We start from the raw sequence: 13564 nt of genomic DNA, 5'->3' as shown, positions 1-13564 counted from the left end.
ATGCGTCCTCCATTGTAGCAACGCGTGAAACGCCCTAGCTCTAACGCATTGCTGCAGTGGGATAACCTTCATTCATGAACACACCGTTTACGCCGCCCCTTCCTCCCGCACCGCGCCGGACTTTGTTCGCGCGGATCAGGGCTTCGTTCCTGACGGGGCTGGTGGTGATTGCGCCGGTCGGCCTCACGATCTGGCTGATCTGGACCGTGATCGGCTGGATCGACGGGATCGTGCTGCCGATGGTGCCGCTGGCCTATCACCCCGACCGGCTGATCCAGACGTATTTCGGGTTGGACCCGTCTGCCCAGATCAACGTGCGCGGCATCGGTGTGATCATCTTCTTGCTGTTCACGGTCATCGTAGGTTGGCTGGCCAAGGGCATCATCGGCCGGTCGTTCATCCGTTTCGCCGAAAGTCTGGTAGAGCGTACACCTGTGGTGCGGACCATCTATTCCGGCATCAAGCAGATTTCGGAGACGATTTTCGCCCAGTCAGAGCGCAGCTTTGAAACCGCCTGCATGATAGAATACCCGCGTAAGGGTATGTGGGCGCTTGGTTTTATCTCTATCCCCGCAAAGGGAGAGGTCGCCGAAGCAGGGGGTGAAGGATCGAACCTCGTGGGGGTCTTTGTGCCGACCACGCCCAACCCGACCTCGGGCTTTTTGTTGTTCGTGCCGCAAAAGGATGTGACCGAGCTTGACATGTCGGTCGAGGACGCGGCCAAGCTGGTGATCTCTGCTGGTCTGGTCTATCCGCCAAAGAAACCGGTGCCTGTGGACCCATCCGCGCCCCCGCGGCCCGACCGCATTTCCCCTAGCTGAACATCTTGCGCAGATCGACTGAACTGCGTTTGCCTATACTGTCGATATCCGTTTGCAGAAACCGCTCGGCCGAGGTGCGGCCCGCGGATTTAAGCGCGGTGATCACCGCCCCGTTCGGCACGCTTTTGGTCGCAGTGGACAGCTGCGACATCAGATCATCGTCAGCGATCATGTGAATCCGCAACCGCTGCATCTGGCCTTCCTCGACACGTCCCTGATCCAGCAGGTTCTGCACAAAGTGGATCGCACGAAGTTCGCGTAACAGGCTGGAATTAAAGCTGATTTCATTCACTCGGTTGTGGATCATCTGCGGCGTGGTGGGCAGTTCGTCCCGTTCAAGCGGGTTGATATTGATGATGACGATATCCCCCGGCAAGTCCGAGGAATACAGCGGGAAAAGCGCCGGATTGCCGGTATAGCCCCCGTCCCAGAACGCCTCGCGCCGGCCCGATTTCGGATCCTCCATCTCGATCGCCTGAAACAGCGTCGGCAGACAGGCAGAGGCGAGGATCGCGTCCGGCGTGATCTCTTCTTTCTCGAAGACGCGGATCTTGCCGTCGCGCACTTTGGTCGCGCTGACAAACAGCCGCGGTCCCGCCGCTTGGCAGATATGTTCGTAATCAAACGTCTCGACGATATCGCGCAGCGGGTTGCGATAGAGCGGGCCGTAGACATAGGGCGACACGATCTGCGTCATCGCCGTGCTGAGCATGACCGGCCAGCTATAGGCCATCGCCTGACTAAGCGCACCGACGCCAAAGGGGGCCATCCAGCCATTCAGATGCAGGTTCCCGACACCGGCCACCCTGTCCCACAGCCAATCCAGATTATCGCGCGCGGCCTGATGCCCGCCCTTGATCAGCCCCGCCTTCAACGCAGCGCCGTTCAGTGCGCCAGCCGATGTGCCGGAAATACCGCTGATCTCAAGCTCTGGCTCTTCCAGCAGCCGGTCAAGCACGCCCCAGGTATAGGCCCCATGCGCGCCGCCGCCCTGTAGGGCAAGGTTGATCTGTTTTTTCTGCATCTAGACGCTCCGCCAATCGGCGCGCGCGAGGTATCCCGCGCGCGGCGACGGGTATTGAATTACAGGGCGGTCCAGCCACCATCGACGCTGATCGTTGTACCGGTGATCTGGTCCCCTGCCTCCGAACACAGGAAGGTCGCGGTACCACCCAGTTGTTCGACCGTGGCGAACTCTTTCGACGGTTGGCGCTTGAGCATGACGTTCTTGATCACCTCTTCGCGCGACATGTCGTATTCTTTCATCGTGTCAGGGATCTGCTTTTCGACGATATCGGTCAGCACATAGCCCGGGCAGATGGCATTGCAGGTGATCGGGTCTTCGGCCGTTTCCAGGGCTGTGGTTTTGGACAGCCCGACGATCCCGTGCTTGGCCGCAATATAAGCGGATTTATAGGGCGAGGCCGTCAGCCCGTGGGCCGAAGCGACGTTGATCACGCGGCCCCAGCCCGCCTCGCGCATCATTGGCAAAGCCACCGCGGTGGTATGAAACGCAGAGCTGAGGTTGATGGCGATGATCGCGTCCCATTTCTCGGTCGGGAAGCTGGGGATCGGCGCGACATGCTGGATGCCCGCGTTGTTCACCAGAATATCGCAGCGCCCTGCATCGGTGATCAACTGGCGGCATTCTTCGGCTTTCGACATATCCGCCTTGATATAGCGCGCGGTCACGCCGGTTTCGGTGGCGATGTCTTTCGCAATAGCGTGGTCTTCGTCGCGGTCGGTAAAGGAGTTCAGCACAACATCCGCCCCTGCCCGCGCCAATGCCCAGGCAATGCCAAGCCCGATACCGGAATTGGACCCCGTGATGACTGCTGTTTTTCCTGAAAGATCGATGCTGTAAGCCATGAAAATCTCCTAGCGTTTCTGCAGGTGCATCATGGCGGGCTGCGAAACGAATGGAAACGGGTAATTCCGCCCCCGGCGGAATGCCCCTGCTGCCCGGACATATGACGGATCACGGGCAAAAAAAAACGTCCGCACGAAGCGGACGTTAAGTTATTGAGGCAGGTTTCATACAGGCAAGAAACCTATCGAGCAGTGAGTTCGTTATACGCAATTCGCCGCCGTAATCCAAGCTTAAAGTTTGAACTGTAGCCGCCGCATCGCTAAGGAATACGCTAATAAAACAAGGGCAGAGCGGGATTGTTGCTAAAATGGCGTTTAAATTTTTCCAAAGCTGTCGGGCAGTTGCAGCTGTTTCTTCACTGATTCTTCTCAGTGGATTCGCCCGCGCCGAGCCCGCACATGGTATATCTATGTATGGGGACCCTGCTCTCCCACCTGATTTTGTGTCGCTGTCCTATGCCAACCCGGACGCACCCCAAGGCGGCGCGATCGTTCTGGGCAACACCGGCGGGTTTGACAGCCTCAATCCCTTCGTGCGCAAGGGCACCTCTCCGTGGCAATTGCCGTTCTTTACCCATGAAAGCCTGATGGGCCGTTCGTGGGATGAACCTTTCGCGCTTTACGGGCTTTTGGCCGAATCGATTGAGGTCCCGGAGGACCGGTCCTGGGTCGAATTCACCCTGCGACCCGAGGCGCGCTTCTCTGATGGCAGTCCGGTCACCCCCGAAGATGTGATCTTTAGCTACGACATGCTCGGCACCGAGGGCCACCCGCGCTACCACGGGCTTTATGCCCAGATCGACAGCATCGCCCAGACCGGTCCGCGCAGCGTTAAGATGGAGTTCAACACCGATAACCGAGAGCTGGCCCTGCTGGCAGGGATGCGCCCGATCCTGAGCAAGGCGCAATGGGAGGGCCGCGATTTCGCCAACGCCCCGCTGGCGGAGATACCGCTCGGCTCCGGCCCCTATGTGGTCAGCGATTATAAGGCGGGCAAACAGGTCACCCTGACGCGCAACCCTAACTACTGGGGCAAGGATGTGCCGTTTCGCAAAGGCACCCATAACATCGACGAGATAAAGCTCGACTTTTATGGCGACGCGAATGTGTTGTTCGAGGCGTTCAAGGCCGGAGAGATTTCCGCCCTGCGCGAATTCAACGCCGAAAGCTGGGCGACGCAATATGACTTCCCCGCCGTGCAGCGCGGTGATGTGGTCAAATCCACCTTCGCCCATAGCAAACCCTCGGGCATGACCGGATTGGTCATGAACACCCGCCGCGCGCCCTTTGACGACATCCGTGTGCGCGAGGCGCTGATCGCGGCCTTTAACTTCGAGTATATCAACGAGACGCTGACCGGCGGGGCGCAACCGCGCATTACCTCTTATTTCTCGAACTCTCCGCTGGCGATGCAAGACGGCCCTGCCACCGGCCGCGTGGCCGAGTTGTTGACCCCCTTTGCTGATGACCTGCCCGCCGGCGCGCTTGACGGCTATGCGCTACCCGTGTCCGACGGATCCGCCCGCAACCGCGCGGGCATCCGCCGCGCCATGGGCGCGTTGGCCGATGCGGGATACAGCGCCGATGGCGGCACCATGCGGGGGCCTGACGGGCAACCCTTGTCGTTCAGCATCCTGCTGTCCAAAGGTAGTAGCGAGAATATCGCCATTGCCGAGCTTTATATCCAGGCGCTGGCCCGTCTGGGCATCACTGCCCGCGTGGACGCTGTGGATGACGCGCAATTCGTCGCGCGCAACGCGGCCTTCGACTTTGACATGGCCATCTTCCGCCGCGCCCTCTCGCTGAGCCCGGGCAACGAACAACGCTATTACTGGGGGTCGGAGGCAGCCGATCAGGAAGGCAGCCGCAACCTGATGGGGGTGAAATCCCCTGCCATCGACGCGATGATCGATACGATGGTCGGGGCCAGCAGCGCCGAGGATTTCACCGCCGCCACCCGCGCGCTGGATCGCGTGCTGACCGCCGGGCGCTATGTCATCCCGTTCTGGCAGTTCACCGAAGACCGCATCGCCCATGTCGCAGCGTTGAAATACCCCTCCCACGTGCCGCTGTATGGCGACGGTCCGAATTATATGCCCGAGGTCTGGTGGATTGAACCGGCCCAGTAAGCGACGCGTGTAGGTATCAGGCGGCGGTGCCTGTGGCGTAGCGGCCCTTCGGGGAGAGTTTATTTGGCAAAATGAAGCGCGGGCCCGTCGGTTAGGTGAGCGATGTGACCCAAAGGATCGTGGCGTCCTCATCGCTGGTAGAGACGACGTTATGCCCCATCGTCGCATCATAATAGGCGCTGTCGCCGCGGCGCATTTCGACGGGTTCGTAGAATTCGGTGTATAGGGTGATGACGCCGGTCAGCACGTAAAGGAACTCTTCCCCGTCGTGGCGCACCCAGCCGTCGAATTCATCCATCCGGCGGGCACGGATCCGCGCGCGGTAGGGCAGCATCTGCTTTTTGCGCAGCGTATCGGCCAGCATCATGTGCTCGTAGGTGGTCGTCGCCTTGGCCGCCCCCTCGCCCGATTTGGTGACCGCCATGCGCCCGTTGATCTGCCCTGCCGAGGGGGGCGTAAAGAGCTGTGGCACCGAGATTTCCAACCCCACGGCAAGCTTTTTCAGCGCCTCATAGGTGGGCGACATCTGGCCGTTCTCGATCTTGCTGAGCGTGGAACGGGCCAGTCCGGCCTGATTGGCGGCTTGCTCCAGCGTCCAGTTGCGCGCCTTGCGCAGCTCGCGCACGCGCGCCCCCAGATCAACAGGCGGGGCGGTTTCCGTCTCGCCGCTTTCGCGGGCGATCTGGATCATGGATTTCGGGCCGTCTTGCGTCATGCGCTGGCTATAGCGCCGCGCCGGAGCGCTTGCAACGCTGCTGCGCGCGGGGTAGCGATTGGGCATGCTGTCCGTCTCTGCGTCCTCCGGCTTTGCGCCTTGCCCCGCCCCGTTCAATCTTGCCGCCCATGTTCTGGGCCGCGCCGCCGATTTGGGCGACAAGACGGCGCTTGCCATTGTCGGGGCCGATCGCGTTGAGGCGTGGCGTTTCGACCAGCTTGAGGCCGCCGTGCGCGGCACCGCGACGGGGTTGCTGGGCATGGGGCTGCGCCCGGGGGACATCGTGCTGATGCGCCTTGGCAATACTGTGGATTTCCCGCTGGCCTATCTGGGCGCGCTGGCCGCAGGCTTGGTGCCTGTCCCCACCGCCGCCGCGTTGACAGAACCGGAGGTCGCCGCGATCATCGCCACCCTCGCGCCCAAGGCGATCTTGCGCGATCCCGCCGTGCCCTGCCCGCCGAATGACACCACCGTTGATCTGGCCCAGCTCAGGTCCATGCGCGATTTGCCCGCGGCCCCCTGGCATATGGGAGACCCCGACCGGCTGGGCTATATCATCTATACCTCTGGCACGTCGGGCCGGCCGAGCGCGGTGATGCACGCACATCGCGCCATCTGGGCGCGGCAGATGATGGTGCGCGGCTGGTATGATCTGAAGCCCGAGGATCGGGTCATGCATGCAGGCGCGTTCAATTGGACCTATACGCTGGGGACCGGCCTGATGGACCCCTGGACCGCCGGTGCCACCGCCCTGATCCCGGCTGCGGGCGTGGCTCCTGCGGATCTCCCTGCCTTGATGGCGCGGCATGAGGCGAGCCTTTTTGCAGCCGCACCGGGGGTGTACCGTCAGATCCTGAAACGCCACGACCGGATCAACGTGCCAAGCCTGCGCCACGGGTTGAGCGCGGGGGAAAAGCTACCCTCGGCCTTTGCCCGGGCATGGGAGGCTGCCAGCGGCACGCCGATTTTCGAGGCCTACGGTATGTCGGAATGTTCGACCTTCCTCTCCGCCTCTCCCGACCGTCCGGCGCGGGCCGGCACATTGGGCCAGCCTCAGGACGGGCGTCGCATCGCGTTGATCGGGACGGAAGGCCCAGTAGAGATCGGCCAAGAGGGCACCATCGCGATCCACAGAAGCGACCCGGGGCTGATGCTCGGCTATCTTGGCGCGCCGGATCAAACGGCCCAGAAATATCAGGGTGACTGGTTCCTGACGGGCGATCAGGGCGTCATGGGCAACGATGGGCAGATCACCTATCTGGGGCGCAATGACGATATGATGAACGCGGGCGGGTTCCGTGTCTCGCCCATCGAAGTGGAACAAACCCTCGCCAAATTCCCCGGCATCCATGCTGTCGGCGCGGCGGAGGTCGAGGTTAAACCCGACGTGACCGTGATCGCGGCCTTCTATACCGCCGATAGCCCGCTGGACGAGGCCGCGCTGGCACTTTATGCACAAGACAACATGGCGCGCTACAAGCAGCCGCGCCTTTTCATCCACCTGCCAGAGCTGCCGATGGGCGCGAATGGCAAACTGCTGCGCCGGTCCTTGCGTGCAGCCTATGAGGCACAACGATGACCCAGACGATCAAGCTTGATATCATGTCCGACCCGATTTGCCCTTGGTGCTATATCGGCAAGGCCCATCTGGACCGCGCACTGGAAAGCGAGCCGGACCACCCTTTCGCGATCGAATGGCACCCGTTCCAGCTTAACCCCGACATGCCTGCCGAAGGGATGGACCGCCGTGCCTATCTGGAAGGCAAATTCGGTGGCAAGGAAGGTGCGGTGCGGGCCTATGCCCCTGTGGTGGAACATGCCGAGAAAGCCGGTCTCAAGATCAACTTCGAGGCGATGCAGCGCACCCCCAACACGCTGAACGCCCATCGGTTGATCCATTGGGCTGGGATCGAAGGGCGCCAAACCGCTGCGGTATCGGCGTTGTTCAAAGCCTATTTTGTTGATGCGCGCGATATTGGCGATGCCGAGGTGCTCGCCGATATCGCCGACGGGATCGAGATGGATGCATCTGTTGTGACGCGTCTATTGGCGACGGATGAGGATATGGAAGACATCCGCAAACGAGATGCGCACAGCCGCGAGATGGGCATCAACTCCGTCCCGACCTTTATTGTGGGCGGGCGTCACGCGGTGCCGGGCGCGCAGCCACCTGAGCTTTGGAAGAAAGTACTGGCCGAGCTGCGCAACGAAGGCTGAGGCCACGCGCCCGCGCTGGCGATATGGGGCAGAAAGGCTTTGCCTTTGTGCTGAAACCCGCCTAGAATCAATCGGATAAAGGGGCAAAGACCCCTATCCAGATCGAGCGGGCAGCATGAAATACGATATCCCCTTTCCCTTCATGGGACGCGGGCGGGCGACGGTGGTTTCACCGGCGGCGCGCCCGTCCAGCTTCACACCCTCCACGCCAATCACGCGGACGATCCTGACCTATGGCGGGTTCGACGGATTCCACACCGGTCACGCCGACTGGCTACGGCAGTTGGCCCGTATGGGCCGCGATCTGGTCGTCGGCTGCCAGAGCGAACAGTTCTGTCAACGTGCGGGGCGTCCGGCGCATCTGGGCTTTGCCGCCCGCCGTGCAGTGCTGGAGCGGTGCCGCTATGTCTCGCGGGTCATTCCGCTTGAGACATGGGATCAGGTGCGCAGCGATATCGTGAATTACAACGTCTCGGTATTGGCCCTGCCCGCGCATCTTCCCCTGCCGGTGTCGGGACTAGACGAGATCGTTCAGGTATTGCGTTTGCCGGTGACCACCCGCGAGACAGAGCCGCGCCAGCGCGCCCGAGCCAGCTGACGGCGCGACGCCGATTGCACTATCTGTAAGGCAGCCTTATGAACACCATAGGCTGCGCCCTGCGGCCCACCGTCACGATGGAGCCGATGGATGACCGACGACCGCCCCGACATCAACATGAGCCGCCCCGAGTTTGTGGCGCTGATTGCGATGATGTTTGCAATCATTGCTTTCTCGACCGATGCAATGCTGCCTGCCCTGCCCGAGATCGGCGCAGAGCTGTCGCCCTTGGATATGACCAAAGTCCCGCTGATTGTGACCGCCTTTATTCTGGGGATGGGGATGGGCACTTTTGTCACCGGCCCGCTGTCGGACGCTTTCGGGCGCAAGAATATCATCTACCTCGGGTCTGCGATCTATATCTCGGGGGCTGTGGTGGCGTGGCTAAGCCAATCGCTTGAGGTGATGCTGATCGCGCGGGTCGTGCAGGGCGTGGGGGCTGCGGGCCCTCGGGTTGTGGCGCTTGCGGTGATCCGCGACCTTTATTCGGGCCGGCAGATGGCCAAGATCATGTCTTTCGTGATGATGATCTTTGTCGTCGTGCCCGCCTTTGCCCCTGCGATGGGGGCTGTGATCATCGCCCTGTCCGATTGGCGTGGCGTATTCTTGTCATTCATCGTTTTCTCGGCAACCTGTGTGGTCTGGGCCATGCTCCGCCTGCCCGAAACCCTGCCCAAGCCCAAGCGTCGACCTTTGCAGATCGGCCTGCTGTGGAACGCGGTGAAAGAGATTTTCAGCAACCCGATGGTGTGTCTGTCGATCACGGTGCAGACGCTGGTGATGGGGTTCTTGTTCTCGACGCTGATGCTGGTGCAACCCATTTACGACCAAGTCTATGACCGCGCCGAGAGCTTCCCCTTCTGGTTTGGCGTCGCGGCGCTGATCTCGGGGACGTCGAGCCTGCTGAACGCGCTGCTGGTCGTCCGGCTGGGGATGCAGCGGATCGTGATCCTTGCGCTTGGCCTGCAGATCGTATTGTCGGGCCTGATGCTGGGTCTTGGTCTGGGCGATCTGCCCGAGCCCTATGGCTTTGTCTTTTTCCTGATGTGGCAGGCGTCGCTGTTCTTTCAGGTGGGGCTGGTGATGGGCAACCTCAACGCGCTGGCGATGGAGCCTTTGGGCCACATCGCCGGCATGGCGGCGTCGGTCATCGGGGCGGTGTCGACGGTGATGGCTGCCATGCTCGCCTCGCCCATCGGGTTGATGTTCAACGGCACGATCACCCCGCTGATCGGCGCGGTACTGACGCTGGCGACACTCGCCTTTGCGCTGATGCTGCTTCTGGCGCGGGTCAACCGGCAGGCGGCAGCAGACCCCGCGGAATAGGGCTGAGCCACCACGTGGTGGCTGGTGGTGCCGGTTTCGCCCTTCGGGCGAGGATTTAGAGCCATTTGGAAGCGCGGACCAAGGCGCTTTAGAGAGAGGTAACAAAAAGGGGCACCGCTGATGGCGGTGCCCCTTTTGATCGTGCGTTGATACCTGCGCGCTTATGCGGCGCGCTGCCCGGCTGGCTTGCGACGACGCCGCGCGGCACCGGCGGGTTTGCCCGCACCGCCGCCATTGCCACCGCCCCCGTTGCCGCCACCGCCACCGGGGCGACCACCGCGACCACGACCGCGTCCGCCGCGACCCTTTGGCTTGGCGGGTTCGTCAATCGCTTCCCACGGACGGCCGGAGGCCACGGGGATCGAGATTTTCATCGTCTTCTGGATATCTTTCAGCTCGCCCATTTCATCCGGCGCGCAGAAAGCGATCGCCGCCCCGTCTTTGCCCGCGCGCGCGGTCCGGCCGATACGGTGGACATAGTTGTCGGGCACATTGGGCAGCTCGTAGTTGTAGACGTGCTTCACGTCGGGAATATCCAAACCGCGGGCGGCGACATCCGTTGCCACCAGCACAGTGACCTCGCCTTTCTTGAAGGATTCGATGGCGCGGTCCCGCTGACCCTGGCTTTTGTTGCCATGGATCGATGCGGCTTTGAAACCGGCTTTGACCAGATCTTTCATCAGCTTTTCACAGCCGTGTTTGGTCCGCCCGAACACCAGGGCGCGTTCCTCGGTGTGTTTGCCAAGCAGTTCGATCAGCAGGGATTTCTTTTCCGCCTTGGCGATGAAATGCACCTCTTGGGTGATCTTATCCGCCGCCTTGCCCGGAGGCGAGACTTCGATGCGGATCGGGCTGTTGAGGTAGCTGTTGGCGATCTCGTTCATCAGTTTCGGCATGGTTGCCGAAAAGAGCATCGTCTGACGCTCTTTCGGCAGCACCGCCGCAATCTTGCGCAGATCGTGGATGAAGCCCATGTCGAGCATCTGGTCCGCTTCATCCAGCACAAGGAACGTGGTTTTGTGCAGCAGCACCGCGCGGCGGTCCATCAGGTCCAGCAAGCGCCCGGGAGTGGCCACCAGCAGGTCGACGCCGCGCTCCATCCGTTTGATCTGCGGGTTGATCGACTGGCCGCCGACAATCATCATGGTTTTCAACTGGGTGCCTTCGCAGAACCCCTTGAGGTTCTCCATGATCTGGTTGGCCAGCTCGCGGGTCGGGGCCAGCACCAGCCCACGCACGGTGCGCGGCTCGGGGCGGGCTTCGCGTTCCAGCATCTGGGCCACCAGCGGGATACCGAAGGCAGCGGTCTTGCCGGTGCCGGTCTGTGCCAGCCCCATCACGTCGCGGCCATTCATCCCGTGGGGGATCGCCTGTTTCTGGATCGGGGTCGGATCGGTCATGCCCATGTTGGTCAAGGCTTTGACCAGACGGCGCGGCAGGCCCATCATTTCAAAATCGCTCATCGTTTTGTCGTCTTTCCGCGGGATGCGGGGCAAAGCCCCTTCCCGCCATAGCAATCACGCGGGCCCCGTCGATGCAGGGAAACCGCGAGGGACGCAAAGCAGATCGCAGGGGGCAGCCTAGTGCCAACACCCTGTCTGTTGCGCTTGGCCCCACGCGTGATTTTGGGAACATCGGCGGCCTTTTGTTCAGCTGTCATAAGACGCGACGATTTTAGGTCGACAGGTCAAGGGCTGGTCTGCTCACGCGGCAGAAGGCATCGCTTGCGCCCCAGATGGGCTGTTTGGGCGGCAAAGTCAACGGTGCTGTGAAAGATAGCCTAGCGCGGGGTGCTGCGCGCCAGCATCAGCGGCAGCACAGCGCTGAGGATGAACAGGCGCATCATGTGGCAAGCGGCGACGAAACCCGGGCTGATCCCCAGCACGCTGCCCATGGCGATCATGGTCTCGAACCCACCGGGCGCAAAGGCCACAAGGATATGCGCCAGCGGCATGCCAAGCGCCATAGCGACCGGGATCGCCCCCAGCAGGGCCAACCCCACGGCAAGGCAGGTCACAGCCAGCCCTGCGGCAAGCCCCTTGGTCAGATCGTCAAGCCGCACGCCGGAGAACCGCGTGCCGATCAAGGCGCCGAGCACCACATAGGCGGGCATCACCAGCCACAGGGGCAGCACACCGGGGGCGAGCCCTGTCACATGCGCAAGCGATGACACCAGCATCGGCCCGATCAACATCGGCGCGGGCACCCGGATGCGCCCCAGCAGCACCCCTGCCCCGACGGATAGCACCGCCATCACCAGCAATGTCACCCCGCCCATAACGGGGCCGTCGGGCACGATGGACCCGCCCAGATCAACCCCCATCGCCAGTGCGACAAAGGGCACCACCAGCGTGAGCGACAACAGCCGCACCGACTGCGTGGTCGAGATACGCACCACATTATCCCCGCCATCGGCCGCCATCGCCAGCACAAAGCTGAGGTGTCCGGGGGCCGAAGCCAGCAGTGCTGCACGACGGTCAAAGCCAAAGAACCGCGCCAGCAGCCACCGGCTGAGCACCAGCATCGCCCAGACCAGCACGGCCATCCCTACAAAAGCCAGCGGCCAGCGCAGCATGGCATCGACCGCGTTCTGGTCAAACCCTGCCCCCACCGACAGGCCAATGACGACAAAGCAGATGTTGCGCAGCGGCAGCGACACCCCCATGCGCCCGCCCGCCAGACCGGCCAGCGACACCAGCACCGCAGGCCCCAGCAGCATGTAGATCGGCGCGTTCAGCAGCCAGCCGATACCGGCCCCCACCGCGCCGATACAGACGGTGAAAACGGTCGTAAGCGTATCAGACGGGGGGCGCGGCCATTTCATACGCTTGTGCTAGCAGTTGGTCCCTTCCGCCACCAGCCCCGTCACGGGATGCGCCGCGAGGCTTGCACATCCCCCGACAAAGGGACATGCATCCACTGACGGAATTTTAGAACGATTGTATGAAGGAATAGGATATGGACAATCTGCGCGGCGCTTTGATCATGGTGCTGTCGATGTTGGGCTTTGCCATTGAGGACATGTTCATCAAGCTGATCGGGACGGATATCCCGATCGGGCAGATTATCTTTATGCTCGGGACCGGTGGCGCGCTTTGCTATGGTGCGATGGTGGTGATGAAGGGCGAACCCTTGATGGATCGCGCGATGCTGACCCGCCCGATCCTGCTGCGCGCCTTGGGCGAGATCGTCGGCACCTTGGGGTTTGTATCGGCCATTGTGCTGACGCCGATTTCTTCTGCCTCGGCCATCTTGCAGGCGACACCGCTGGTGGTGACCCTAGGCGCGGCGCTGTTTCTGGGCGATCCCGTCGGCTGGCGCCGGTGGAGCGCTATTCTGGTTGGTATGCTGGGCGTCTTGCTGGTGATCCGCCCCGGGATGGACAGCTTTCAGGCGCTGTCCCTGCTGGCGGTGCTTGGGGTGCTGGGGCTGTCCTTGCGTGATCTGGCGACGCGGCGGGTGCCGAAATCGACCTCTACGTTCCAGCTGTCGTTCCTTGCGTTTCTGGCGTTGGTCCCTGCAAGCCTGCTTTTCATGCTGGGCACGGGCACGGCTTTTGCGCCGATGTCGGGGGTGCAATGGCTGTTCATGGGGGCCGCGCTGACAACCGGCATGGTCGCCTATTACGGCATCGTCGCGGCCATGCGTATCGGTGAAATCAGCTTTGTCACACCGTTCCGCTATGCGCGCCTGCTGTTCGCGATGGTTGTGGGCATCACGATCTTTGGCGAACGCCCCGATCTGCTGACCTATGTTGGCGCAACCATCATTGTTGCCTCGGGCATCTATACGGTATGGCGTGAGCGAAAGGTCAAAGAACAGGCCTGAACACTTTCCATCCTCCCCCCGGCGCGCTAAACCGCTGCGCAATTGTCATCTGCAAAAGGAT

General features: G+C 62.0%; 12 protein-coding genes. 7 read left to right on the top strand and 5 right to left on the bottom strand.

The genetic code is table 11. From position 1 onward, the window contains the following. Window positions 1-74 precede the first annotated feature (74 nt). Window positions 75-821 carry a DUF502 domain-containing protein gene (locus tag IV89_RS08140; RefSeq protein WP_037944380.1) on the top strand — a complete coding sequence of 249 codons (747 nt, stop codon included), beginning with the start codon at window positions 75-77 and terminating at the stop codon, window positions 819-821. Here IV89_RS08140 and IV89_RS08135 read toward each other — a convergent pair. Then, entirely contained in the window at window positions 814-1845 is a 1032-nt protein-coding gene (locus tag IV89_RS08135) for a patatin-like phospholipase family protein (RefSeq protein WP_037944381.1), read from the bottom strand. The genes IV89_RS08140 and IV89_RS08135 overlap by 8 nt on opposite strands. Window positions 1846-1904: 59 nt before the next feature. Beyond that, window positions 1905-2678 carry a 3-hydroxybutyrate dehydrogenase gene (locus IV89_RS08130; protein ID WP_198005506.1) on the bottom strand — a complete coding sequence of 258 codons (774 nt, stop codon included), beginning with the start codon at window positions 2676-2678 and terminating at the stop codon, window positions 1905-1907. A gap of 422 nt (window positions 2679-3100) precedes the next feature. Between IV89_RS08130 and IV89_RS08125 the strand changes: the two genes are divergently transcribed. Continuing rightward, window positions 3101-4819, top strand: coding sequence for an extracellular solute-binding protein (locus IV89_RS08125; RefSeq protein WP_037944382.1), 1719 nt, complete (start codon window positions 3101-3103; stop codon window positions 4817-4819). 91 nt (window positions 4820-4910) lie between these two features. Here IV89_RS08125 and IV89_RS08120 read toward each other — a convergent pair whose 3' ends face one another. Further along, window positions 4911-5534 (bottom strand): XRE family transcriptional regulator, encoded by a 624-nt coding sequence (locus IV89_RS08120; protein WP_037945035.1) that lies wholly within the window; start codon window positions 5532-5534, stop codon window positions 4911-4913. A gap of 64 nt (window positions 5535-5598) precedes the next feature. Between IV89_RS08120 and IV89_RS08115 the strand changes: the two genes are divergently transcribed. From IV89_RS08115 to IV89_RS08100, 4 genes are all read left to right on the top strand, one after another. Continuing rightward, on the top strand, window positions 5599-7113 hold the full coding sequence (locus IV89_RS08115) for a class I adenylate-forming enzyme family protein (protein WP_037944383.1): 1515 nt from the start codon (window positions 5599-5601) through the stop codon (window positions 7111-7113). Next, window positions 7110-7751, top strand: a complete 642-nt coding sequence (locus IV89_RS08110) for a DsbA family oxidoreductase (RefSeq protein WP_009824740.1) — start codon at window positions 7110-7112, stop codon at window positions 7749-7751. Before IV89_RS08115 ends, IV89_RS08110 begins: the two co-directional genes overlap by 4 nt. A 115-nt stretch (window positions 7752-7866) precedes the next feature. Beyond that, entirely contained in the window at window positions 7867-8349 is a 483-nt protein-coding gene (locus IV89_RS08105; RefSeq protein WP_037944384.1) for an adenylyltransferase/cytidyltransferase family protein, read from the top strand. 90 nt (window positions 8350-8439) lie between these two features. Next, complete coding sequence (locus tag IV89_RS08100; protein ID WP_005853775.1) at window positions 8440-9675, top strand: multidrug effflux MFS transporter; 1236 nt, start codon at window positions 8440-8442, stop codon at window positions 9673-9675. 161 nt (window positions 9676-9836) lie between these two features. Here IV89_RS08100 and IV89_RS08095 read toward each other — a convergent pair whose 3' ends face one another. Both IV89_RS08095 and IV89_RS08090 read right to left on the bottom strand, forming a co-directional pair. Further along, complete coding sequence (locus IV89_RS08095; protein WP_005853776.1) at window positions 9837-11138, bottom strand: DEAD/DEAH box helicase; 1302 nt, start codon at window positions 11136-11138, stop codon at window positions 9837-9839. Between the two features lie 317 nt (window positions 11139-11455). Further along, entirely contained in the window at window positions 11456-12499 is a 1044-nt protein-coding gene (locus IV89_RS08090; protein WP_037944385.1) for an AbrB family transcriptional regulator, read from the bottom strand. A gap of 134 nt (window positions 12500-12633) precedes the next feature. Between IV89_RS08090 and IV89_RS08085 the strand changes: the two genes are divergently transcribed. Beyond that, complete coding sequence (locus IV89_RS08085; RefSeq protein ID WP_037944386.1) at window positions 12634-13503, top strand: DMT family transporter; 870 nt, start codon at window positions 12634-12636, stop codon at window positions 13501-13503. Window positions 13504-13564: the final 61 nt, after the last annotated feature.

The organism is Sulfitobacter sp. CB2047 (genome assembly GCF_000735125.2).
GTDB classification, from domain to species: domain Bacteria; phylum Pseudomonadota; class Alphaproteobacteria; order Rhodobacterales; family Rhodobacteraceae; genus Sulfitobacter; species Sulfitobacter pontiacus.
Note: the sequence above shows the minus strand (reverse complement) of the source record. Positions and strands in the feature narration are given on the sequence as shown.

What these genes read in the sequence shown, in the direction of transcription:
- IV89_RS08115 (WP_037944383.1), top strand. Translation starts at nt 5,599, where the DNA reads ATGCTGTCCGTCTCTGCGTCCTCCGGCTTTGCGCCTTGCCCCGCCCCG.
- IV89_RS08085 (WP_037944386.1), top strand. Translation starts at nt 12,634, where the DNA reads ATGGACAATCTGCGCGGCGCTTTGATCATGGTGCTGTCGATGTTGGGC.
- IV89_RS08095 (WP_005853776.1), bottom strand. Translation starts at nt 11,138, where the DNA reads ATGAGCGATTTTGAAATGATGGGCCTGCCGCGCCGTCTGGTCAAAGCC.
- IV89_RS08090 (WP_037944385.1), bottom strand. Translation starts at nt 12,499, where the DNA reads ATGAAATGGCCGCGCCCCCCGTCTGATACGCTTACGACCGTTTTCACC.
- IV89_RS08110 (WP_009824740.1), top strand. Translation starts at nt 7,110, where the DNA reads ATGACCCAGACGATCAAGCTTGATATCATGTCCGACCCGATTTGCCCT.
- IV89_RS08120 (WP_037945035.1), bottom strand. Translation starts at nt 5,534, where the DNA reads ATGACGCAAGACGGCCCGAAATCCATGATCCAGATCGCCCGCGAAAGC.
- IV89_RS08140 (WP_037944380.1), top strand. Translation starts at nt 75, where the DNA reads ATGAACACACCGTTTACGCCGCCCCTTCCTCCCGCACCGCGCCGGACT.
- IV89_RS08100 (WP_005853775.1), top strand. Translation starts at nt 8,440, where the DNA reads ATGACCGACGACCGCCCCGACATCAACATGAGCCGCCCCGAGTTTGTG.
- IV89_RS08125 (WP_037944382.1), top strand. Translation starts at nt 3,101, where the DNA reads ATGTATGGGGACCCTGCTCTCCCACCTGATTTTGTGTCGCTGTCCTAT.
- IV89_RS08135 (WP_037944381.1), bottom strand. Translation starts at nt 1,845, where the DNA reads ATGCAGAAAAAACAGATCAACCTTGCCCTACAGGGCGGCGGCGCGCAT.
- IV89_RS08105 (WP_037944384.1), top strand. Translation starts at nt 7,867, where the DNA reads ATGAAATACGATATCCCCTTTCCCTTCATGGGACGCGGGCGGGCGACG.